The organism is Marinomonas aquimarina (assembly GCF_900089755.1).
In the GTDB taxonomy this organism is placed as follows: domain Bacteria; phylum Pseudomonadota; class Gammaproteobacteria; order Pseudomonadales; family Marinomonadaceae; genus Marinomonas; species Marinomonas aquimarina.
This window is the reverse complement of the sequence record NZ_FLOC01000017.1, coordinates 1-21,017: the sequence shown is the minus strand read 5'-3', so window position 1 is coordinate 21,017 and position 21,017 is coordinate 1. Positions and strand designations below refer to the sequence as shown.

The following is a 21,017-nucleotide window of genomic DNA, read 5'->3' as shown; positions in this document are numbered from 1 at the left end:
TATAAAATCAGCGCACAACCTACAGGATCAGGATTAGAAGTACCATGAACAACGAACTATTACATCACCTAGAACAACGCATCAATGCAGCCGTAGAAGAGATCTCTACTTTACGTCAGCGTATCTCTGAGCTGGAAATGCAAAATTACGAGCTTTCAGAAGAACGTGATGAAGCCCAAGCGAAACTGACACAACAAGCTGAACAAAGCAGCAACTGGGAAAACAGCTTGAACCAAATGCTAAGCAAACTTAACCAACTGGATTAAGCACATGAAAAAATTTGTTACAGCGGCACTGCTTGCAGGGGCCACCAGCGCATTTGCCGCTGGACAATTTTCTCCACTTGTTAGCTACGAACACGTTTACAGTACGCCATCGACCGCGACCAGCAACACCGCCAGCATGATCAATGCCACGATGGAGTACACTTACCCGCGCAGCCTATCTGTGTATGGCGGCTTTACCTTTATCTTGCGTGACAGTTTTGAAACGGCCGCCCAGCTGGGTAGCCGCTTTTATACGCCAGAGCCTCTTTTCTATGTCAATGGCATTGCACCAGTGTGGAGCTATGTTGGTTTAGGCGCTAACGTCCTAGATAATGTCGCCTTCTTTCCAGAAATTGGCTTTCGCATTGGTATCAGTGACAATACGCGCTTAGATCTTTTTATGAAGGTCTATAACAGCAACGATACCGCCTACGACAGACACGCAACCCTTGGCGCAGGCCTAACTTTCTAATTGCTATGAAGCTGTTTGCACTCTTAATCATTAGTATCGCTTTGGTTAACGTTTATCTCTGGGTAGAAAGCCATGCCCCAGCAGATGTTGTTCTGCCGACCTCAAAGCAACTCAATGAAATGGTTGGTCGTACCGGAACACCTCGTGTTCCCCTTTGGCTAGCCGACGCAGGAAACTAACCTATGGATCGCTTAATCAAAGCTCTAGAGGAGCGTATCGAGGATCTTGTTGTGCAGCTTAAGCAAGCACAACAGGAAATCACTCGTCTACGCGAAAGCTCAAGCTCGACACAAGACAGCAAGCCTAGCGATGCTTCGCTGGATTTACTCTCTTCCATGAGCCAAAAGCGTTCGACCGAAGAACAACTTCAGCTGTACATCGAAGACAGCCTGGATCTATTAGAACCAGCCCAACCTGACATCGACGACAGCCAAGACCTTTTCGAACCGGCAGCCGCCGACAGCAACGCCGGACACGAAGCCCAAAACCATTTTCACTTTGACCTTCTTCACCATGCTTTTGAAGATCAACCAACTGAAGACCTTAAAGAAACTAAAGACTCTCCTATGACTACTGAACAACAAACAACGACCACCGCTGACATCCAAGAGACTGCTGCGACTGAAGTTGAGCAAACCCAAGCAACTGCACAAAGCGACACTCCTGAAACAGCAGCACTCAGTGCCGAGGAGAAGCGTCGTCAGAAAAACCAAAAGAACAACCGCCGCCTAATCAAGTTATTAGAAGAGCGTTACCCAAAAGCATTTGACTGGAATAATCCTCGTCCATTGAAGGTCGGCATCGACAAAGACATGGTGCTAGATGAAGAATTCAACGCCAGCAAACAAAAGCGTGCCATGGCTGCTTACACTCGCTCTGATCGCTACAAAAAATGCCTACTGTCAGGTCAGCCACGTATCGACCTAGAAGGCAACGCGGTAAGCGATGAGCCAGCACTTCCGAATGCGAAGAAGCCCGTGGAAAACAAAAAGCCAATGCCTAAGAGCAACAAAGGCAAGCGTCCACAAGGTAACAAGCCACAGTCTAACAAGGCAAAAGGCCAGTCTCGTCCAGCAAACAAAGACAAGGCTCAGCCTAAACAAGACTCACAATTTGATAATTTGTCTGCCGAAGAACGCATGCAGGCAAAATTAGCGCAACTTCTTAATAAAAAATAGAAAAAGTGCTTTACAAGGAGCGGGGCGATCAGTAATATACGCCTCGCTGCTGTGGAGGGGTTCCCGAGTGGCCAAAGGGAGCAGATTGTAAATCTGCCACGAAAGTTTCGGTGGTTCGAATCCACCTCCCTCCACCATTTCTCTTTTCTCTTCTTATTTATTTTTTCTCCTGATTTATTTCTGCCTCAACCAGAGACACTCAAAGCAAACCAATCTCTTGATACCAATAACTTCTCTATTTAAATCAACGTGATATACGTTTATTTTTTCAAACATTAGCGCCAAAACCCTTTACAAAGAAAGCCACCAAAAGTAGTATATCTCCCGCTGCTGTGGAGGGGTTCCCGAGTGGCCAAAGGGAGCAGATTGTAAATCTGCCACGAAAGTTTCGGTGGTTCGAATCCACCTCCCTCCACCACTTTTCTTTTCTTATATTTCTTCTTAGAAACACCTATTTCTTCCTTTCCTTTATCAATACCTGGCCAAGAATCGCCAGCAAGCTTTACCTTGCAGAAATATCAAACCTACATCTTTATCATAACCACTCAATTACCCAGCTGCACGTAAGCCGTAAGCCGTAAGCCGAGATCAGCACAACATCTCTCTACGACACCGCCAACCCCGCCGTCCGACCACCACACCAAGCACACACAACGACCACCCCAGCCACCACAAGCACGCACTCAGAACGAAGAACCACGAACGCAGAACCACGCACCCCGAACGCCGAACGCAGAACGCAGAACGCAGAACGCAGAACGCAGAACGCAGAACGCAGAACGCAGAACGCAGAACGCAGAACGCAGAACGCAGAACGCAGAACGCAGAATAGGATAAAGACAAAAAAGCGCTTTAAAACAATGAGAAGAAGAAACTAAAAAAGAAAAAAGCACATCGAAATGGTGGGTCGTACTGGATTCGAACCAGTGACCAATTGATTAAAAGTCAACTGCTCTACCAACTGAGCTAACGACCCATTGATGCAACACTAGAAGTGAAGTTGTAACGCTAAGATATGATGCTAATGGGGTGGACGATGGGGCTCGAACCCACGACCGATGGAATCACAATCCATAGCTCTACCAACTGAGCTACGCCCACCATAAAAAGCATTAGAATGGCTCCCTGAACTGGACTCGAACCAGTGACCTAACGATTAACAGTCGTTTGCTCTACCAACTGAGCTATCAGGGAACAATAAAACCCGCACATGGCAGGTGAAATGGCGGAGGAGGAGAGATTCGAACTCTCGGAAGGCTATTAACCTTCGCCGGTTTTCAAGACCGGTGCATTCAACCGCTCTGCCACCCCTCCGTATATCAAAGTGGTGGGTCGTACTGGATTCGAACCAGTGACCAATTGATTAAAAGTCAACTGCTCTACCAACTGAGCTAACGACCCGCACATTTGAATTTTCACTATCTGACTGGTCGGAGTAGAGGGATTCGAACCCCCGACATCCTGCTCCCAAAGCAGGCGCGCTACCAGACTGCGCTATACTCCGAATTGGCTCCCTGAACTGGACTCGAACCAGTGACCTAACGATTAACAGTCGTTTGCTCTACCAACTGAGCTATCAGGGAATTGTCAGAATACAGAAACATAATTCCTGTACACTATCATAGTTGGTGGGTCGTACTGGATTCGAACCAGTGACCAATTGATTAAAAGTCAACTGCTCTACCAACTGAGCTAACGACCCAACTATGTATGGCAATGGGGTGGACGATGGGGCTCGAACCCACGACCGATGGAATCACAATCCATAGCTCTACCAACTGAGCTACGCCCACCATTACCATTGATTTAAAATTAGTGGTCGGAGTAGAGGGATTCGAACCCCCGACATCCTGCTCCCAAAGCAGGCGCGCTACCAGACTGCGCTATACTCCGAATTGGCTCCCTGAACTGGACTCGAACCAGTGACCTAACGATTAACAGTCGTTTGCTCTACCAACTGAGCTATCAGGGAACAACTAATTTTTAACTCGCTTCAGACCAGATCCTAAAAGGAAATGGCGGAGGAGGAGAGATTCGAACTCTCGGAAGGCTATTAACCTTCGCCGGTTTTCAAGACCGGTGCATTCAACCGCTCTGCCACCCCTCCGTTGCGAGCGAGGTGTATATTACGGATTCTAAATTTCAGTGCAACACTTTTTTTAATTTTTTTTAATTTTTTCCGTAACATATGCCTGATCGGCGCTCGCATGAATCCAAACATTGGAAAACCAATAATAGTGGCGTCCAGATTGATCAGGCATCGTACAATTTATGCGCCCTCGCCCCACTGGAAATGCTTGTTCTGCTTGAACCTTTACTTGATTCGCCTCCAGCCACTCCAATTTGGCCTTGCCCTGCCCTGCTACATAACAAGCCAAGTCCTTTAATCGATAATTGCCACCTTGAAAGTTCAGCGTCATCGACACAGGTTGATGGCTGGCAAACTCCCCTTGATCCTCAAACGAAAGCAAAGGCATTGGCTTGGCATTGAGCTTTACCTTGAGTGATGACAAGTTGGCGTAATGGCCTGCCGCCGGAAAACGCGGCAAGTTGGTGAAGTCAGAATGCTGATCCACCACTCCGGACTGTTGCCCGAAAGCAATCATACCTTGCTCTGCTAATTGCTCACGGATCTCAGCGTTCGATTCACCGTAGGGATAGGCCAGCATTTTTGGCGAATGACCGAGCTTGTCATTCAGTAGCTGCTCCACCGCATTCACTTCATGCGCCATACGAGCTCGCCATTGCTCATGCGTCTCACCGTCTTTTAAGCGCAGCATATAAGGGTGACTGACAGTATGGTTAGCAAACACGCCCCCCGACTGTTCCATCTCCTGCATCTGCGCCCACGTTAAAAAGCTACTATGCCCTTTTTCAATCGGCCCAGTATTAATGAAGACAGTAAAAGGAAAGCCATGTTCTTTTAGCACCGGAAAGCCATTTTCATAAATATTGCGATAGGCATCATCAAAGGTGATCGCCACTGCCTTCTCCGGTAACGGTTCCCCCGCTTTTATAGCCGTTAACGCCTGGGGGAGATCCACCACTTGAAAGCCAGCACTCTTTAAATAGTCCATGTGCTCACGAAATTCATCTGGCGCAACCGATGTTGCGCGCGGCGTGTTTGCATCAACATGGTGATATTGCAGAATCGGTAAATAATCTTGCGCTAGCGCGAGTGCGCTTCCACAAAGGAATGCGCCCGCGGCCAGAGTTTTAGGTAATGACATGAGGAACCTTAGCTGTAAATTTTTGCTGGCATTGTACGTGAAACGATCAGTAGGTGACAGCCAAGCAAAATAGCAGCGCACGGAAAAGGCCAACTATACTAATAAGAAAAACCAAGGTGGAACGATATGCTATCTCAAAGCCTTCTAGCACAACTTAATCGCCAACTCAGTGAGCTGCAGACTCAGGGGCTGTATAAAACCGAGCAAGCGCTGTTGACTCCACAAGCCAGCCAAGTGGCCATCTCCCAGCATGCCAAACTCATCAACTTATGCGCTAACAACTATTTAGGGCTCGCCAATGATCCACAAGTCATTGCCGCCGCCCACCAAGCGTTGGATCAGTTTGGTTATGGCATGGCATCCGTGCGCTTTATTTGTGGTACACAAACCATTCATCGCCAGCTTGAGCAAGCGCTTAGCGATTTCTTAGGCATGGAAGACTGCATCCTCTACTCCTCCTGTTTCGACGCCAACGGTGGACTGTTTGAAACCTTAATGAACGAACAGGACACCATCATCAGCGACAGTCTCAACCATGCCAGCATTATTGATGGCATTCGCCTCAGTAAAGCCAAGCGCCTGCGCTACGCTAACAATGATATGCAGGCCCTAGAAGATTGTTTAAAGCAGGCTCGCCAACAACACAGCAATAACATACTCATCGTCACCGACGGGGTCTTTTCAATGGATGGCACCATCGCCAACCTGCCCACTATCTGCGATCTCGCTGAGCAATACCAAGCCCTAGTCATGGTCGATGACTCCCATGCGGTGGGCGTATTAGGGGAACATGGTAAAGGCACGATGGAACATTGCCAGGTCATGGGACGCGTGGACATTATCAGTGGCACGCTTGGCAAAGCGTTAGGTGGGGCTTCGGGTGGCTACATTTGTGCTGCGCAACCTATCATCGATTGGTTACGCCAACGCTCTCGCCCTTACCTGTTCTCCAACAGCCTAGCCCCGGTGATCGTCGCCACCAGCCTGAGCATTTTAAAACTTTTACAGCAGCGTTCTGGCTTGCGTCATCAATTGCAACAAAATGCTGATTACTTTAGAGCTCGCATGACAGAGTTAGGCTTTGAATTGATTCTCGGGCAACACCCGATCATTCCCATTATGGTGCATGACGCCAACCTAGCTCAGCGCATGGCCAATGCCCTATTAGAAGAAGGCGTATTGGTGGTAGGCTTCTCCTACCCCGTCGTCCCCATGGGCGAAGCTCGGATTCGCACACAAATGTCGGCGGTTCTGACACCGGTCGAGCTCGATCACGCCATTGCGGCTTTTTATAAAGTCGGCAGGCAGTTAAACATGCTGTAAGGAACTGCACATGAAGACACTTTTAAAACACACAGCTGATCAAGGAATTTGGCTAACCCGAACACAACGCCCCAGCTGTGGGCACAATGACGTGCTGATAAAAATCCGCAAGACCGCCATTTGTGGTACCGATGTGCATATTTACAACTGGGATGAGTGGGCGCAAAGCACCGTACCACTGAACATGTCGGTAGGTCATGAGTTCGTCGGTACTGTCACCGAAGTGGGTGTCGAGGTCAGCAACATAAAAGTAGGCGATCGCGTGTCTGGAGAGGGACACATTACCTGCGGCCATTGCCGTAATTGTCGCGCCGGTAAACGCCATTACTGCAAAGACACTCAAGGGGTTGGCGTCAACCGCCCTGGAGCCTTTGCTGAATACTTAGTGATTCCCGCCTGCAATGTGGTCAAGTTACCCGACAACATTAGTGACGATCTCGCCGCTATTTTAGACCCGCTGGGCAATGCTACCCATACGGCCCTGACCTACGACCTAGTGGGAGAAGATGTTTTAATTACTGGGGCTGGCCCCATTGGCGCCATGGCTGCTGCGATTGCTAAACATGTTGGCGCCCGCAATGTGGTCATTTCTGATATCAATGACTACCGCCTACAACTGGCCAAATCATTAGGCGCCACCCGTGTTGTAAACACGCAACGGGAATCCCTTCATCAGGTCATCGAAGAGCTCCAGTTAAACGAGGGCTTTTCGGTCGGTTTAGAAATGTCTGGCAACGATAAAGCTCTTAAAAGCATGATCCGCCACATGAGTCACGGCGGTAAAGTGGCTTTACTTGGCATCCCGAGCCAAGACATCGCCGTCGATTGGAACCAGATCATTTTCAAAGGGCTGACTATTAAAGGTATCTATGGACGGGAAATGTACGAAACCTGGTACAAAATGATCGCCATGCTCCAGTCTGGACTGAACATCAGCCCTATTATAACGCACCACTTTGACATTCATGATTTCCAAAAAGGCTTTGACGCCATGTTATCAGGGGAATCGGGCAAGGTCATATTGGATTGGCAAGCCATTGATTGATTTAGGATTCATCGCCATACGGTTGCGTGTACGACACGCTCGGAGTAGCGTTATAGAATCATCTGTAGAACGAGACTGTTATGCTAGAAATCGGCACCAACGCGCATCCGTCACCACACAGCAATGCGCGCTACATTTTACTTGCAAAACAAAAAGTCCTAACACTGCAGCAGCAGTTCTTATTTACCCTGTCCGACTTTCACCCCACGGCGCAAATGCGCAGTGTGTTCGTCGGCCAATTCGAAGGACAGGACCTGTTCGTGTGTTACTTCCCTCACTCGCCTAAAGGCTTTGAAGAAGTCGGACTACGCGATATGTTGTTTAGCACCGACGAGACCTACTTTGGCGTCCTCAGTAGAGCGCATCAGCTAGCCACTTGGGATGCGGATCACCAATTCTGTGGCCGCTGCGGTAACCCAATGACGCAAAAGCACGATAAAGAACACGCCAAGCTGTGCCAGCATTGCAACACGCGCCACTATCCTCGTATTTCTCCTTGCATCATTGTCTCAGTCAGAAAGGGCAAACAACTGCTATTAGCACGTTCCTTTATTATGCCAGAGGGACGCTACAGCAATATCGCAGGCTTTGTCGAGGCAGGCGAAACGCTCGAACAAGCAGTACAGCGGGAGGTATTTGAAGAGGTTGGCGTACACATTAAAAACCTTGAATACCGTGGCAGCCAGCCTTGGTCGTTCCCACATCAATTAATGGTCGGCTACTTTGCCGAATATGACAGCGGCGAACTGTGCCCTGCGCCCGATGAGATCGCCGAAGCCGGCTGGTGGGATTACGATGATTTACCCAATATCCCCAACCCAGCCAGTATTTCAGGTCAATTAATCTTGGCCCATGCAGATATCATAGCCAATGAGTCAGCTTAGCTGACGCATTCTTTCATTAAAAGCAGCCTTCGGGCTTATGACAGGTAATACTCTGAATGAAACTTTTTAATTGCCAACAATGCTCGCAACCGCTTTTATTTGAAAATAACTTATGTGAAAACTGCCAGTCAGAACTTGGCTTTTTACCTGAGCTGATGACATTAAGCGCTCTTACGCCTTTAGAAAGTGGCTTTAACGCTTTAGCGGATGATTCCAATAGTGTCTGGCATTACTGCCAAAACAAACAACACAATGTCTGTAATTGGATGGTGAAAGAGCCAGGTGAACTCTGCGAAGCCTGTGATTTAAACCGCCATATCCCTAACTTACAAAATTACGAGCAACAACAAGCATGGCAGGAGCTAGAATCCGCTAAGCATCGCTTAGTGTATTCTCTTCTACGCTTAAATTTACCGGTTGTCAGCAAAAAAGATGCTCCTGAAGAAGGCCTATCCTTTGACTTTATTTCAGAGGAAAACGTTGTACCAGACGGAGCGCAAACAACAACAGGGCACGCACTAGGTCAAGTGACAATCAATGCCGCTGAAGCTGACAGCGTCGATCGCGAACAAATGCGCAAGGATATGAATGAGCCTTACCGGACCTTGATCGGACATTTACGCCATGAAGTGGGTCATTACTATTGGGATCACCTGATTGCAGAGAACACTCCAATCTTAAAAAGTTATCGCCAGATGTTTGGTGATGAGCGAGCAGACTATGGTGAAGCACTAGAAAAACACTATGCAACACCTCTAGCGAATTGGCAGGAGAACTTTGTCAGCAGCTATGCGTCTTCGCATCCGTGGGAAGACTGGGCGGAAACATGGGCACACTATTTTCATATACTGGATACGCTTGAAACCGCCTACGAATTTGGTATTCAAATTCAACCAGTGCATGGCACACATTCATCCTTAGCCACTAAGATTACGCTCGACCCTTATCAACATCTGAACTTTGATGAGCTGCTCAATCAATATTTACCACTGACGTTTGCGGCTAATAACCTTAACCGCAGCATGGGACAGCCGGATCTGTACCCATTTGTCATCGTCCCTAAAGTACGCGAAAAGCTTGGTTTTATTCACCAGCTGTTAATTCAGAATCAAGCCAACGCACTCAATGACATGCCTGATAAGTAACAGTTCTGAAGTAGCGTCCAAAAAAATGCCGCATTTAATGCGGCATTTTTGATGCTCAAACTAAGCTATCAGTCTGTAATGACTTTATAACAAGGCACATATTCTGTGCCAGGTAGCTTCATACGCTGCTGCTTCACAAAGGCTTCTAACAAGGCGTCTAGTTTCTTCATCAACGCTTTATCACCGTGGATTTCAAATGGGCCACGTTCTTTAATGCTGGCCACACCTTGCGGCTTCACATTACCGGCCACAATGGCAGAGAAAGCGCGACGCAGGTCAGCAGCCAACAGATGTGTTTCTTGACCAAAGAACAAATTCAACTCAGCAATGTTCTCATGGGTCGGTTCAAAAGTGCGCTGAAACTCATCTGGAATATGTAACTTCCAGTTGTAATAGAAGGCATCTTGGTGCGCCTTACGGTACAAACGCACCTCTTCCATGCCGGCCTTCATCACACGTGCCACTTCTACCCCATCATCAATGATGATCTGGTACTTGGCTTGCGCCTCTGGCCCTAACACTGAGCCAATGAACTCGTGAATTTGCTCAAAATAAGGAGCACTTTCTTTCGGCCCTGAAAACACCAAGGGGAACGGCATACCGTCATTTTTCGGGTGCAATAAAATCCCTAAAATATAGAGGATCTCTTCGGCCGTGCCCGCGCCACCAGGGAATACCACAATACCGTGACCGGTGCGTGCAAACGCTTCCAGACGTTTTTCAATGTCTGGCATGATGACCAGCTGATTAACGATTGGATTAGGAGACTCTGCGGCGATAATGCCAGGCTCGGTTAAGCCCAGATAAATACCATTCTGGATACGTTGTTTAGCATGGGCAATGGCCGCCCCTTTCATCGGGCCTTTCATTGCTCCCGGACCACAACCGGTACAGATATTCAGTTCACGCAAGCCCAGTTCATGGCCGACATGCTTAGTGTAATCGTACTCATGGCGGGCAATGGAGTGACCACCCCAACACACCACCATATCCGGCGTTTGAATTCGACGAAACACATTGGCGTTACGCAGCAGTTCAAACACGACATTAGTGATTTTGTCTGAAGAGGCATCGTTCATGCCTCGTGCGAAATTGTATTCATGGTAGGTAAAGATGATGTCACGCAATACGCTAAACAACATCTCACGCACACTGCTGATCATCTTGCCGTCAACAAAAGCACTGCTCGGTGCGTTGGTCAGCTCAAGCTTTACACCGCGCTCTTGTTGAATAATACGAATTTCAAAATCTTTAAAAGCCGCCATCACTTCGGCGGGGTCATCGGAATCACTGCCACAGTTTAAGATGGCCAATGCACAACGACGAAATAGTTCATGCAAATCGCCGCTGTCTTCTGACATGCGTGCGATTTCTTCCTGTGACAACATTTCTAATGCGCCTTTGGGTGATACCAGCGCATCCACGCGATCTTCTAACATCATGATCGCCCTCCTTTTTCTATGTGCTTGTCTTATAACCTATATTGATCCTAGAAAATAAAATTGCAAGCAAATTTCCATGAATCCTATATTGCGCCGAAAACACAAAAAAGCCGCGTTAGCGGCTTTTCTTAGATCATAATTGGCTTAACACCTGCTCCGCAGAACTGATGCCAAACTCACCCGGCTCTTCGAGCCATAAGTGTTGAATCACACCATTCTCTACCAACATGGCATAGCGTCGACTGCGTAGTCCCATCTGTGCCGTGGCAATATCAATCTCTAGCCCTAGCGCCTGAGTGAACTGGGCGAGGTTATCCGCTGCCATAACGATGCTATCTGCATGGTGCGCTTTTCCCCAAGCATCCATGACAAACACATCATTCACCGACAAGCACACCACATCATCCACGCCTTTGTCTTTAAAAGCCTGATAGTTGCTCACATAGCCTGGCAAATGTCGCGCGCTGCAAGTCGGTGTAAAAGCCCCCGGCACAGCAAACATGAGTACCGTTTTGTTGGCGAAAAAACTGGTCACATCGACTGACTCTGGGCCATCTTGCCCCATCACTAGGAAGTTGCCGTAGGGCAACATGTCTCCCATCTGTACACTCATGCTGGTTCTCCTTTTAGGTCGCTTATCTGCATCATAACGCGAAACTAGGAGAACGGCGACGCTAAGCGATTTTGAACTGCCCCACTAAGGCGCGCTGCTGTTGTGCCAACTCATTCATATGCTGGCAATTGGTTTGACTGGCCATGGCTTCGTCCATCGCCCCTTCTGAGCTATGGGAAATCTCATGCACACTACGATTGATGTCTTGTGCGACATTGGATTGCTGCTCAGCGGATGTGGCAATTTGCATACTAAGATCACGAATTTCCACGATAAAAGCACGTAAGTCGGTTAAAACGTCGCCAACCCCCTGCGCCTCTGCCATGCTGTCACGGGCGTGCTGACAACTTTGCGCCATCGTGCCTACCGTCGCTTTCACGCCCCCTTGCAGCTCATTAATCACCCGTTGAATTTCTTCGGTCGAGGTATGCGTGCGGTTTGCCAAGGTACGCACTTCATCGGCCACCACCGCAAAGCCACGCCCTTGCTCGCCGGCGCGCGCCGCTTCAATGGCCGCATTCAACGCGAGTAGATTGGTCTGTTCAGCAATCTCTTGGATCACTTCTAGAATGGAGCCAATGTTCTGTGAATATTGCTCCACCTGCTTCACCACTTCCGCCGAGGATTCCAGCTGCGTTACCAATTGCTGTACTTGGGCAATGTTAGTATTCATACGTTGCAAGCTGACTTCGGCACTGTGATCTACCTCTTGCACCTTCTCTAAAGTCACCTCCGAATGCTGTGCTACTTCGCGCACGGTCGCAGACATTTCATCCATCGCCGTCGCCACGGAGGTCGTGCGATCATTTTGCTCTCGCATCATCGATTGGGTGTTTGAGGTTGACTGATAAACAGTATCTGCGGAAGACACAACCTGATGGGATGCGTCATCGATCTGCTTAATGACATCTCCCAGCTTTTGCACCAGCGAATTGACCCAATAAGACAACTGGCCAAATTCGTCTTTGCTGGACACATTGACTCGCTGAGTCAGGTCGCCGTTGGCGATTTGATCCAACACTTTTAAGATTTTGGCTAACGGTTTGCGAATGCTGAGGCTCACCCAATAGGCGATCAAGATGGCAATCACCACGGAAATGGCCACCACAAGGTAGGAAATGTTTTTCGCATTATTGGAGCTTTCTAAGGCATTGACTTTGGCGTGTTCACGTAACGCCGCCACTTGCGCCTCTAAGGTATCTTGTTGCGCGTTCATCGCCGCCAAGCTTTGTAAAAGCGCCGCTGCCGCTTGTTCTGACGCCACTTGGATTTGATTGTAGAGCAATACCTCACTGACAACCCCCGTTTCAGACTCGGTTGCCGTGCGGATTTTATTGATGTTCTCGGTGATCATCTCGTCACCCAGTTTGCCGATCACCTTGTCCACAGGGGCAAAGGCTTTCCCCATCTCCTGACGGATACTGGTCAAGGCCGACACCGTGGTCGAATCGAAATAATCCCCAACCAACAACTGTAAGCTTTCCATTTGGGTTTTCGCTAAGCCCGCCGCAAACGCCTGTTCGTCCGTGTCTGGGTAGCCAACAATGGCATCCAAGTCGTCAATGGCGTAGCTCAACTCATCTTTCAGATCGAGCTTTTTATCGGCCATGCCGCGTTCCAACTGCACCATTCGATTGTGATCGGCAATAGCATTGTCCGCCAAACTAAAAAAGGCTTCGGACTGCTCTTCAATGGCACTCACGGTCGCCAATACCTCGGGGGCCTCCGCTGCTTGCGCTTTCAAGGCGGCAGCACTGGCGTGAAAACGCTCCTGGCCCGACTGATACTGGCTCAACGCATCGTCCAGCATGCTATCAGAGGACGCCACCAGATACTGCAGCGCGGCACTACTGGTCTGCGCGAGGGTGTCGCTAACATCCATACTGGCATCAGAAATGGCCGCAATCTCCCCAGTCACGGTTTCGATACGCTCCTGAACGGAATTCAAACCGCCGACCCCGGCCCCAGCCACCACAAATAAGAGCAGCAACAGCACCACAAAGCCCATTAATACTCGCTGCACAACGGATAACGACATCGATCCCTCCCCCCCTTCAAACAAGCTTACTGTCACCATCACTTGGCAAAGGATTTTAATTAAATAGTCATTTAAATAAAAATACTGCCTGTTATTTATCCAGCCTGCAAGTACCTGCTGTTACGTTTTTAACATTTCATTACAAAACTATTTCACATAGAGCATGGTTGATTGGACCGGTTTATGCATATTGAAAAGGTGTTAGACACCTAAGATAGCGTGCATAAGCGTGGCTGAAATAGGGTTTTCAAGGCGCTTTAACGGCATGGGCAAGACACTGGGAAGTGAAATATTCAGTTTGTTATATTTGATCTCCAAAAAGTTATGCGTTGACTGAAATTTATCCTAAATTTCGTCTGTACAGTCAGAGTAAAAAGCGTACAATTCGCTTTCTTCTTAAACCATCTGGCTGTCCGGCCGATAGACTGATTAATTGAACGAAAACTGGCTTGTTGCGATGGAATTTGTTGCACATCCTAAAGACTTACCCTTAGACATTACGATTGTCGAGGACCAGTCTTTACCAACTGTTGGCACTGATCGGCTCGGCTTTGTGGGGATTACCTACTTGGCGCCGCTGTCTTATCAGGCAGGCACTTGTGTGCGTATCACATTACAGGAAATCGACCCGCATTTTTGTGTGACGGGACGTATTGCTTGGTGTGATAAAGAGCAAGAGGAATACCGCATCGCCATTGAGTTCCCCAATAGCGACGACTGCTATTGTGTGCGAATGATTGAGCAGCTCTCACAAATAGAGCACTATCGACGACAAGCTAAGCATCAAGGCCGGCGCTTAAACTATAACGAAGCCGCAGCGGAATGGATCAATCAGTTCGCCGCTAGCTTCCCAGCTTTCACACGTTAAAATCCCTAATGACTAATACCCTATCTCAAGCTGATATTGACATCATTACTCAGCAATTAGGCCGCACTCCTAGCGGCATTCGCAGCGTTGCACATTACTCACCCAATGGCGTGCCTCAAGTACTGGAAATGGAAACTTGGGTATTTGACCAACCTTTCCCGACTCTGTACTGGCTCTCCAGCAGCGCGATCGACAAAGCATTAGCACGCATCGAAAGCCAAGGCGTGGTAAAAGAACTGGAACAACGTATTCGTGACGATGAAGAATTGCGTGCGGCGTACCACAAGTCCCATGAAGATTATGTGCGCCGCCGTTGGGACGCCATGAGCGATGAGCACAAGCAGATCATCGAAGAGAAAGGTTTTACCCACCTATTTGAAGAGCTTGGCATTGGTGGTATCAAAAACTGGGATCAGATCCGCTGCCTACACATGCAATACGCCCATCACCTAGCAGGGGACAACATCATCGGTAAGATTCTTGATGAAGAATATGGCATCCGCGAGATTGCTGACGCCGAAATGAAGTAATGCAGCAAAACAATGTATAAGCCCGCTTATACATTGTTGCTCTTATCCGCCAGTTAACTCTGCAAAAAGCTTTTCAACTCATCCGCATTCGACGCTTGACCTAGCCCTTCACGAATTTTATTAAAAGCATTCGCCGCCACGACTGGACGCTGTGCATAAGTGGTCAAGGCGCCACCGGTCCAACCCGCCATCTTCAAGGCTTCTTTTTTAAAGTTATTGCCAGACACACCGTGTCCACCCAGCGCCAACAGAGCATCTTCAATATCAAGGTAGCTAGGACGCTCACCACCAAACTTCATAAAGTCATCTTGATGCACTTCTGCGTATTGTTTAGTCATCCATTCAATCCTTCAAAAATAACCAATACCAGTTCCATAAGTTAGCCAGATACCTCGTGAACCTCAAGCAAGCCTGCGTAGCAATACGTAACACAGGGCCTCTCCATAGGGCTGCTAGCTTAGTAATGTAAACATACTGTAAGATGCGCCACAGATGCTAATACTTTTTTCGCCAAGGAGGCTCAATTGGAGTGGTTTTCGGATATCTCCCTGTGGATGGTCGCCTGCCTATTTCTGATCGCTTTTGTCGCTGGATTGATTGACGCAATTGCCGGTGGTGGCGGACTCATCACAGTACCGGCCCTGATTGCGGCAGGCGTGTCGCCAGTCGAGGCTCTGGCCACCAACAAACTGCAAGGCTGTGCCGGCACCTTATCTGCCTCCTATCACTTCGTGAAAACCAAGCAGGTCTCTTTAAGCGATATGCGCATTCCGATTGCCATGACCGCACTGGGCAGTTTGTTGGGCACCACCTTGGTGTCGTACCTTGATAGTAGCCTGCTGATTAAAATGATTCCTGCTGTGTTAATCGGTGTCGCCATTTTCTTCTATGTGCTACCGAAGATTCAGCCAGTGATTGCCAAATTTGTGCGTATCAGCATGACCCAGTTTGCCTTGCTAGCCGGCTTTAGCATTGGCTTTTACGATGGCTTGATCGGCCCCGGTACCGGCGCCTTTTTCTCCACTGCGTTTATTTGTTTGATGGGCTATTCCGTCATTGCCGCCACTGCCCACACCAAAATTCTCAATGCCACCAGCAACCTGTCCTCGCTGATTTTGTTCAGTTTTACAGGCCATGTACTATGGGGCATCGGCATCGTCATGGGGCTGGGACAATGGTTCGGGGCACAAATTGGTTCACGCCTAGTCATCAGCCGTGGCAGCACCTTGATCCGCCCCATGGTAATCGTCATGTGTATCGCCCTATCGATTAAGCTCTTAACCGATCATTAATCGCTACTGCGCAACCTCATCCATGTAGCGGCGACATTCGTCTTGCAACCAATTGAGTACCTGTTGAATCGGCTCACGGTCACGATACTCATTGGGGCAAGCAAACAAGTACACATGGCCATTGTCATACACTTGCTCAAAAGGCTTTAGCAAACGACCTTCACGAATATCGTCCATCACCAAAGGAGTTCGACCGAGCGCGACCCCTTGTCCCGATAACGCCGCCTGCACCGCCAGATCACCGCGGTTAAAACTCATCGCTCGACTAGGACGTACACCTTTGACTTGCGCCTTGGCTAACCAGGCTTCCCATGCTGCATAGGGGCTAAAAAAGCGCCATTCGGAATCATCATTAATCAAAGGCACATGCACCAGATCCGCCGGGGTTTGTAAGGTATTTTGCTCAGCAAATGCGGGGCTGCAAACCGGGAAGACATGATCCACTAATAACGGCACTGTGTAAGCACTGCCCGAATGCAAATGACTGTGCACGATGGCCGCATCAATACGGTCACGGGTAAAGTTCACTTCTCGATCATTGGCTTGAATGCGCAACTGCAAACCTGGATGACGCTCCTGCAAGCGCCCCAGCCTCGGCATCAACCAACGCGTGGCAAAGGATGGCATCACCGAGAGCGTAATGATGGTGGAGTCTCGCTCTTCACGCAGCTCTTCAATAAGCCCATCTAGGTCAGCGAACATATGACGCAAATGTAGCGCCAGCCGAGCACCCATTGGCGTCAGCTCTAAACTACGGTGATAGCGTACAAACAGAGAAAAACCTAAGCGCTGCTCAAGCAAGCGTATTTGTTGGCTTACAGCACCTTGCGTCAGAAACAGTTCATGCGCAGCCTTGGTAAAACTAAGGTGCTTTGCCGCCACCACAAAGGTATGAAGAAACGGTAATGAGGCTTTATTCATGGGCACTCTTGCATTAGTTCAGCTAATCCAAAAACTCAGTTTATATCGTTTGTGGAATCTGAAGCAATGACTAAAATGGAGCACATGTTTTGGTAGTACTGCTTCCAAACTTCGGCATTTTTATGATGTTGATGCCTTTTCTAATACATGCCCCCACAGCCATGTATTAGATTGTGATGTTGGTGAGCGCCATTCATCACAAACTGCTAGTTAATTTTCTATCGGGCCTCTGGCCCGATTTTTTTTGCCCTAATTTTAGGTCGCGACTGAACCCTTGCTGGCACACTTTTCTTTAGGCAAAAAAAACGGCGACCCGAGGGTCGCCGAACTAACACACATGCTTAAATGTGTCCGGTCATATTACGCTGCTGCAGTTTCTACAGCATTGCTATCAACCAAAGCCATTTGTGCTAACTTTTCCATTAGACGCACAACCTGGCAGCTGTAGCCGTATTCGTTGTCGTACCAAACGTATAGTGTCGCTTGGTTACCACGTACTTTAGTAGACAGTGAATCAAGCACACCCGCTTGCTCACTACCGATGAAGTCTGAGCTTACTGCGTCAGCTTCAGCGCTGAAGCCGATTTGGCCAGTCAAGGCTGCGCTTGCAGAAGCGTTTTTCAGTACTTCGTTAATTTCTTCAACAGAGGTTGCTGCTTTTAGGTTCAAGCTTAGCACTGCAATCGAAACGTTGATCACAGGAACACGGATCGCACTGCCGCTTAGCTTGCCTTCTAGAGAAGGAATCGCTTTAGAAACGGCTTTTGCAGCACCTGTTTCTGTCATCACCATGTTCATCGCTGCCGCACGACCACGACGATCACCTTTGTGAACGTTGTCGATTAGGTTTTGGTCGTTGGTGTAAGCGTGAACGGTTTCAACGTGACCAGACTCGATACCGTATTTCTCTTCTAAAACAGAAAGGATCGGAGTGATCGCGTTAGTCGTACAAGACGCAGCAGATAGAATCTGATCGCTTGATTCGATGTCAGAATCGTTCACACCGAAGACGATGTTTTTCATTTCTTTGCCAGGTGCTGTTAGCACCACACGGTCGATACCAGGACGCGCTAGATGAACACTTAGTCCATCGTGGTCACGCCAGCGACCAGTGTTGTCAACTAGAAGAGCGTTGTCGATGCCGTAAGCAGTGTAATCTACTTCGCTTGGATCAGACGCGTAGATCACTTTAACAGGCTGGCCGTTAATGATTAGCTGAGAGTTTTCCTCATCTGCTTTCACTACGCCTTCGTAAGTGCCGTGTACTGAGTCAAACTTAAGCAAGCTAGCACGCTTCGCTAAGTCTTTGTCAGATGCTTTACGCACTACGATTGCTGCTAAGTTCATACCTGGAGTCGTGTGGCCTAGAGTGCACATACGACGTGTCAGCAGACGACCGATACGACCGAAACCGTATAGGACAACTGGTGTTGCTGAACCCGCTTGCGCAAAGCTTTCAATCGATGCAAGGTCTGCATCAGAAAGTGCTTCTTCAAGTTCAACGACAGCGTTGGAAGTTTTGTTTGCGATCAATTGCTCTAACACTTGATACACACGCGCTAGATCTACAGCTGGATATTGGTCGAACAATGCTACCAAACCAGTAACTGAATCAGACATCAGAGTTTGTCCAGCTAGCTGAACTTTCACTGACTGTTCGCGACCTAACTTGCCCAAAAGTGGAATCATTGATTCAACTTTAGAAACCGTTTCTAACCAAGTGTTTGCCATTTATCTGCCCCCGAGAAAAACAAACGTTTCGCATCAATATTTGGGCGCAGTCTACCCATTCACAGAACTAACATCAAATTGTAACAAGGCAACAAAAAACCATTAAAAACGGGGCTTTAGGGCGTTTTTTTATGAAAACAACGTAACTATCAGAAGTATGTCATTAAATAACAACATTAGGCGATTTAGACCAAAAATAGAGGCCAAAATCTAATAAATTTACGTAATTTCCATACATAAAAAGAAGGAAACTTTCTTAAATTTTTTTATAAATAACGCTTTCGCTCAGCCAAAACACCGAGCAAACAGAAGCTAAAGAGGATGGCCGCAGGACGCAGGGCGGGCTCAAGGTGTGTCAGCAACCAATACACCAACGGCTGCCCCCATAAAGTGAGCAGGCCATAGCCAAACGTACACATCAGAACAAAGGCGCCAATGCGGGCGATAAACACCCAATTCGATACCGTGCGTTTGAGCGTACGATTCACATGATCCCCAAAGATCACGAGCATGGTGGCCACCAAGGCAAGGGAAATATCTTGTAGATAGGGACGCAGTTTAAGCGCCATATCCATATTAAAATTGAGTATCAGGTCCATCTATACATCACTATCACTGATTACGTTTAAGAAGCGCTTCCACGTCGATACGGCCCGAGGGTGCCACCCGCTTGGGCTGTCGATCCGAATAAATCACCGACACATCAAAAGTCGTGTTATGCAGCTCGATCTCGGTACCGTCGGTCAGCATCCAACGTGCCCGGCCATAGCCATCACGCACAAAACCAACGGAAGGGGGACCGTATTTTTTTCTAATACCGAGCCAAGCTTGGCACGCAGCTCAGGATCCTCAACCACCCCAGACATGGTGGCTCGCTCAACATAATTATATTGGTTATAGGCGACCGTCAGCTCTTTAATCCCTAAAATACCGGAAGCGCCCAAACTGTAATTGGCCACCCCTTGACGATAGGAAGGGTAAGGCTCCAAGCCCATTTTCGAGAGATGCATCTCAAACTCGGCCTTGGACAAATCATTAAAAGGGATGCCAAACAACTCAGCTCCTTTTGAATAAACAGGCGTTGCTGGCGCGGCCGTCTCTTCTTCAGCAGCACACACCGCACTGGTCACCAGGCATGCGCTCACCAATACTGTTCTTAACCTAGGACGGATACTCCACATGATCTCTTTTCTTCGCAGTTTTAACCATTAAGTCAGGAAGCGATTCTAACACTTCTCTGGTACAATTAGAGCCTAATTATTCCATTCTGTAATGCAAGTTCATTTTCTCTTGAGGTAGCTCATGGCACTCGTAATCGGCATCACCGGTATTTCTGGTAGCGGTAAAAGCCGCCTGTGCTCTTTATTAGCAGAAGGCTTAGGAAATAAGCTCACTGTCATCTGTCAGGACAGTTTCTACAAAGGCTGCGGTAACATCGACACGGATGTGTACAATTTTGATGACCTGAATGCCTTAGACCTAGAAAGCATCTCCTTGGCCATCCACAACTGTAAAAATCAGCAGCAGCCCAATGAAATCCCCGTGTACGATCACTCGCAACACAAACGCGTTGGTTACCGTAACCTAGAACCATCAAAAGTCGTGCTCGTCGAGGGGCACATGATGTTTCAAGAGCCTGCCATTCGCGATGCCGTCGACTATCTACTGTTTGTGGATACGGATATGGACATTGCTGTTGTGCGTCGTCTTAAGCGCGATATCGCCGAGCGCGGCCGCAATGTTAACGAAGTAACCAGCCGCTATATGCGTCATGTGCGTCAGGCCTCCTTGAAAACCATCGAAATACGCCACAAGGCTGACTTTGTTATCCCTAACAATAACAGCTTTACCAACGCCGCTAATCTACTACGCCACTTTATCGATAGCGTATTAACGGAAAAAGGAGCCTAATGGCTAATGCTGTTCACTTAAGGATTGAATTTAATTGAATAGCCCCAGAAAATCCGATTAAGCATTCTTAATCGGATTTTTTTGTGTCTATTCAACAGCTCTTACTTAGTATCGATGAACTTCATTCC

At 48.2% G+C, this 21,017-nt stretch carries 21 protein-coding genes and 14 tRNA genes; 13 read left to right on the top strand and 22 right to left on the bottom strand.

Features of this window, described 5'->3' with window-relative positions; all coding sequences use genetic code 11:
• Positions 1 to 44: 44 nt before the first annotated feature.
• From MAQ5080_RS13600 to MAQ5080_RS13580, 5 genes are all read left to right on the top strand, one after another.
• The gene (locus MAQ5080_RS13600; protein ID WP_067212126.1) at positions 45 to 266 is read left to right on the top strand and encodes a cell division protein ZapB; all 222 of its coding nucleotides are present in this window, start codon (positions 45 to 47) and stop codon (positions 264 to 266) included.
• Positions 267 to 270: 4 nt separating this feature from the next.
• Positions 271 to 738, top strand: a complete 468-nt coding sequence (locus MAQ5080_RS13595) for a hypothetical protein (protein WP_067212127.1) — start codon at positions 271 to 273, stop codon at positions 736 to 738.
• Positions 739 to 920: 182 nt separating this feature from the next.
• Positions 921 to 1,916 (top strand): ProQ/FINO family protein, encoded by a 996-nt coding sequence (locus MAQ5080_RS13590; protein WP_067212130.1) that lies wholly within the window; start codon positions 921 to 923, stop codon positions 1,914 to 1,916.
• Between the two features lie 53 nt (positions 1,917 to 1,969).
• Positions 1,970 to 2,053 (top strand) — tRNA-Tyr (locus tag MAQ5080_RS13585).
• A gap of 197 nt (positions 2,054 to 2,250) precedes the next feature.
• Positions 2,251 to 2,334 (top strand) — tRNA-Tyr (locus MAQ5080_RS13580).
• Between the two features lie 482 nt (positions 2,335 to 2,816).
• Here MAQ5080_RS13580 and MAQ5080_RS13575 read toward each other — a convergent pair.
• The 13 genes from MAQ5080_RS13575 to MAQ5080_RS13515 all read right to left on the bottom strand — a co-directional run bounded on the left by MAQ5080_RS13575 (position 2,817) and on the right by MAQ5080_RS13515 (position 5,239).
• Positions 2,817 to 2,892: transfer RNA gene (locus MAQ5080_RS13575), tRNA-Lys, on the bottom strand.
• A 49-nt stretch (positions 2,893 to 2,941) separates the two neighbouring features.
• Positions 2,942 to 3,017 (bottom strand) — tRNA-His (locus MAQ5080_RS13570).
• 17 nt (positions 3,018 to 3,034) lie between these two features.
• Positions 3,035 to 3,110: transfer RNA gene (locus tag MAQ5080_RS13565), tRNA-Asn, on the bottom strand.
• Between the two features lie 29 nt (positions 3,111 to 3,139).
• A tRNA-Ser gene (locus tag MAQ5080_RS13560) sits at positions 3,140 to 3,230 on the bottom strand.
• A gap of 11 nt (positions 3,231 to 3,241) precedes the next feature.
• A tRNA-Lys gene (locus MAQ5080_RS13555) sits at positions 3,242 to 3,317 on the bottom strand.
• Positions 3,318 to 3,343: 26 nt separating this feature from the next.
• Positions 3,344 to 3,420: transfer RNA gene (locus tag MAQ5080_RS13550), tRNA-Pro, on the bottom strand.
• Between the two features lie 3 nt (positions 3,421 to 3,423).
• A tRNA-Asn gene (locus MAQ5080_RS13545) sits at positions 3,424 to 3,499 on the bottom strand.
• Between the two features lie 43 nt (positions 3,500 to 3,542).
• Positions 3,543 to 3,618: transfer RNA gene (locus MAQ5080_RS13540), tRNA-Lys, on the bottom strand.
• Positions 3,619 to 3,633: 15 nt separating this feature from the next.
• Positions 3,634 to 3,709: transfer RNA gene (locus MAQ5080_RS13535), tRNA-His, on the bottom strand.
• 23 nt (positions 3,710 to 3,732) lie between these two features.
• Positions 3,733 to 3,809: transfer RNA gene (locus MAQ5080_RS13530), tRNA-Pro, on the bottom strand.
• A gap of 3 nt (positions 3,810 to 3,812) precedes the next feature.
• Positions 3,813 to 3,888 (bottom strand) — tRNA-Asn (locus MAQ5080_RS13525).
• A gap of 44 nt (positions 3,889 to 3,932) precedes the next feature.
• Positions 3,933 to 4,023 (bottom strand) — tRNA-Ser (locus MAQ5080_RS13520).
• 52 nt (positions 4,024 to 4,075) lie between these two features.
• The gene (locus MAQ5080_RS13515) at positions 4,076 to 5,239 is read right to left on the bottom strand and encodes a polysaccharide deacetylase family protein (RefSeq protein WP_231870877.1); all 1,164 of its coding nucleotides are present in this window, start codon (positions 5,237 to 5,239) and stop codon (positions 4,076 to 4,078) included.
• A gap of 33 nt (positions 5,240 to 5,272) precedes the next feature.
• On the opposite strand from MAQ5080_RS13515, the gene MAQ5080_RS13510 reads away from it, so the two are divergent.
• The 4 genes from MAQ5080_RS13510 (at position 5,273) to MAQ5080_RS13495 (ending at position 9,543) form a co-directional block, all read left to right on the top strand.
• Positions 5,273 to 6,469: a glycine C-acetyltransferase gene (locus MAQ5080_RS13510; protein WP_067213352.1), complete on the top strand. Its 1,197-nt coding sequence runs from the start codon at positions 5,273 to 5,275 to the stop codon at positions 6,467 to 6,469.
• 10 nt (positions 6,470 to 6,479) lie between these two features.
• Entirely contained in the window at positions 6,480 to 7,514 is a 1,035-nt protein-coding gene (tdh, locus tag MAQ5080_RS13505) for an L-threonine 3-dehydrogenase (RefSeq protein ID WP_067213357.1), read from the top strand.
• A gap of 80 nt (positions 7,515 to 7,594) precedes the next feature.
• The gene (gene nudC, locus MAQ5080_RS13500) at positions 7,595 to 8,398 is read left to right on the top strand and encodes an NAD(+) diphosphatase (RefSeq protein ID WP_067213361.1); all 804 of its coding nucleotides are present in this window, start codon (positions 7,595 to 7,597) and stop codon (positions 8,396 to 8,398) included.
• 56 nt (positions 8,399 to 8,454) lie between these two features.
• The gene (locus MAQ5080_RS13495; RefSeq protein ID WP_067213365.1) at positions 8,455 to 9,543 is read left to right on the top strand and encodes a zinc-binding metallopeptidase family protein; all 1,089 of its coding nucleotides are present in this window, start codon (positions 8,455 to 8,457) and stop codon (positions 9,541 to 9,543) included.
• Positions 9,544 to 9,611: 68 nt separating this feature from the next.
• Here MAQ5080_RS13495 and ppnN read toward each other — a convergent pair whose 3' ends face one another.
• The 3 genes from ppnN to MAQ5080_RS13480 all read right to left on the bottom strand — a co-directional run bounded on the left by ppnN (position 9,612) and on the right by MAQ5080_RS13480 (position 13,636).
• Positions 9,612 to 10,985, bottom strand: a complete 1,374-nt coding sequence (gene ppnN / locus MAQ5080_RS13490; RefSeq protein WP_269447877.1) for a nucleotide 5'-monophosphate nucleosidase PpnN — start codon at positions 10,983 to 10,985, stop codon at positions 9,612 to 9,614.
• Positions 10,986 to 11,118: 133 nt separating this feature from the next.
• Positions 11,119 to 11,598 (bottom strand): peroxiredoxin, encoded by a 480-nt coding sequence (locus tag MAQ5080_RS13485; protein WP_067213368.1) that lies wholly within the window; start codon positions 11,596 to 11,598, stop codon positions 11,119 to 11,121.
• Between the two features lie 61 nt (positions 11,599 to 11,659).
• Positions 11,660 to 13,636, bottom strand: a complete 1,977-nt coding sequence (locus tag MAQ5080_RS13480; RefSeq protein WP_067213372.1) for a methyl-accepting chemotaxis protein — start codon at positions 13,634 to 13,636, stop codon at positions 11,660 to 11,662.
• Between the two features lie 457 nt (positions 13,637 to 14,093).
• Here MAQ5080_RS13480 and MAQ5080_RS13475 point away from each other — a divergent pair, with 457 nt between their 5' ends.
• Together MAQ5080_RS13475 and MAQ5080_RS13470 are read left to right on the top strand one after the other, a co-directional pair.
• Positions 14,094 to 14,504 carry a PilZ domain-containing protein gene (locus tag MAQ5080_RS13475; protein ID WP_067213401.1) on the top strand — a complete coding sequence of 137 codons (411 nt, stop codon included), beginning with the start codon at positions 14,094 to 14,096 and terminating at the stop codon, positions 14,502 to 14,504.
• A gap of 8 nt (positions 14,505 to 14,512) precedes the next feature.
• Positions 14,513 to 15,034 carry a DUF501 domain-containing protein gene (locus MAQ5080_RS13470; RefSeq protein ID WP_067213375.1) on the top strand — a complete coding sequence of 174 codons (522 nt, stop codon included), beginning with the start codon at positions 14,513 to 14,515 and terminating at the stop codon, positions 15,032 to 15,034.
• Between the two features lie 53 nt (positions 15,035 to 15,087).
• Here the strand turns inward: MAQ5080_RS13470 and MAQ5080_RS13465 are convergent, their stop codons facing one another.
• Complete coding sequence (locus MAQ5080_RS13465; RefSeq protein WP_067213379.1) at positions 15,088 to 15,372, bottom strand: hypothetical protein; 285 nt, start codon at positions 15,370 to 15,372, stop codon at positions 15,088 to 15,090.
• Positions 15,373 to 15,558: 186 nt separating this feature from the next.
• On the opposite strand from MAQ5080_RS13465, the gene MAQ5080_RS13460 reads away from it, so the two are divergent.
• Positions 15,559 to 16,326 (top strand): TSUP family transporter, encoded by a 768-nt coding sequence (locus MAQ5080_RS13460; protein WP_067213382.1) that lies wholly within the window; start codon positions 15,559 to 15,561, stop codon positions 16,324 to 16,326.
• 3 nt (positions 16,327 to 16,329) lie between these two features.
• Here the strand turns inward: MAQ5080_RS13460 and MAQ5080_RS13455 are convergent, their stop codons facing one another.
• From MAQ5080_RS13455 to MAQ5080_RS13440, 5 genes are all read right to left on the bottom strand, one after another.
• Positions 16,330 to 17,247, bottom strand: coding sequence for a LysR substrate-binding domain-containing protein (locus tag MAQ5080_RS13455; RefSeq protein WP_067332980.1), 918 nt, complete (start codon positions 17,245 to 17,247; stop codon positions 16,330 to 16,332).
• 360 nt (positions 17,248 to 17,607) lie between these two features.
• On the bottom strand, positions 17,608 to 18,978 hold the full coding sequence (locus MAQ5080_RS13450; protein ID WP_067213388.1) for a glyceraldehyde-3-phosphate dehydrogenase: 1,371 nt from the start codon (positions 18,976 to 18,978) through the stop codon (positions 17,608 to 17,610).
• 266 nt (positions 18,979 to 19,244) lie between these two features.
• The gene (locus MAQ5080_RS13445; protein WP_067213391.1) at positions 19,245 to 19,577 is read right to left on the bottom strand and encodes a DUF3392 family protein; all 333 of its coding nucleotides are present in this window, start codon (positions 19,575 to 19,577) and stop codon (positions 19,245 to 19,247) included.
• A gap of 13 nt (positions 19,578 to 19,590) precedes the next feature.
• Complete coding sequence (locus MAQ5080_RS17435) at positions 19,591 to 19,728, bottom strand: hypothetical protein (protein WP_156496607.1); 138 nt, start codon at positions 19,726 to 19,728, stop codon at positions 19,591 to 19,593.
• Complete coding sequence (locus MAQ5080_RS13440) at positions 19,722 to 20,123, bottom strand: hypothetical protein (protein ID WP_156496608.1); 402 nt, start codon at positions 20,121 to 20,123, stop codon at positions 19,722 to 19,724. The genes MAQ5080_RS17435 and MAQ5080_RS13440 overlap by 7 nt, the downstream gene beginning before the upstream one ends.
• A gap of 157 nt (positions 20,124 to 20,280) precedes the next feature.
• Here MAQ5080_RS13440 and MAQ5080_RS13435 point away from each other — a divergent pair, with 157 nt between their 5' ends.
• Positions 20,281 to 20,889, top strand: coding sequence for a uridine kinase family protein (locus MAQ5080_RS13435; RefSeq protein ID WP_067213395.1), 609 nt, complete (start codon positions 20,281 to 20,283; stop codon positions 20,887 to 20,889).
• The last annotated feature ends 128 nt before the right edge of the window (positions 20,890 to 21,017 follow it).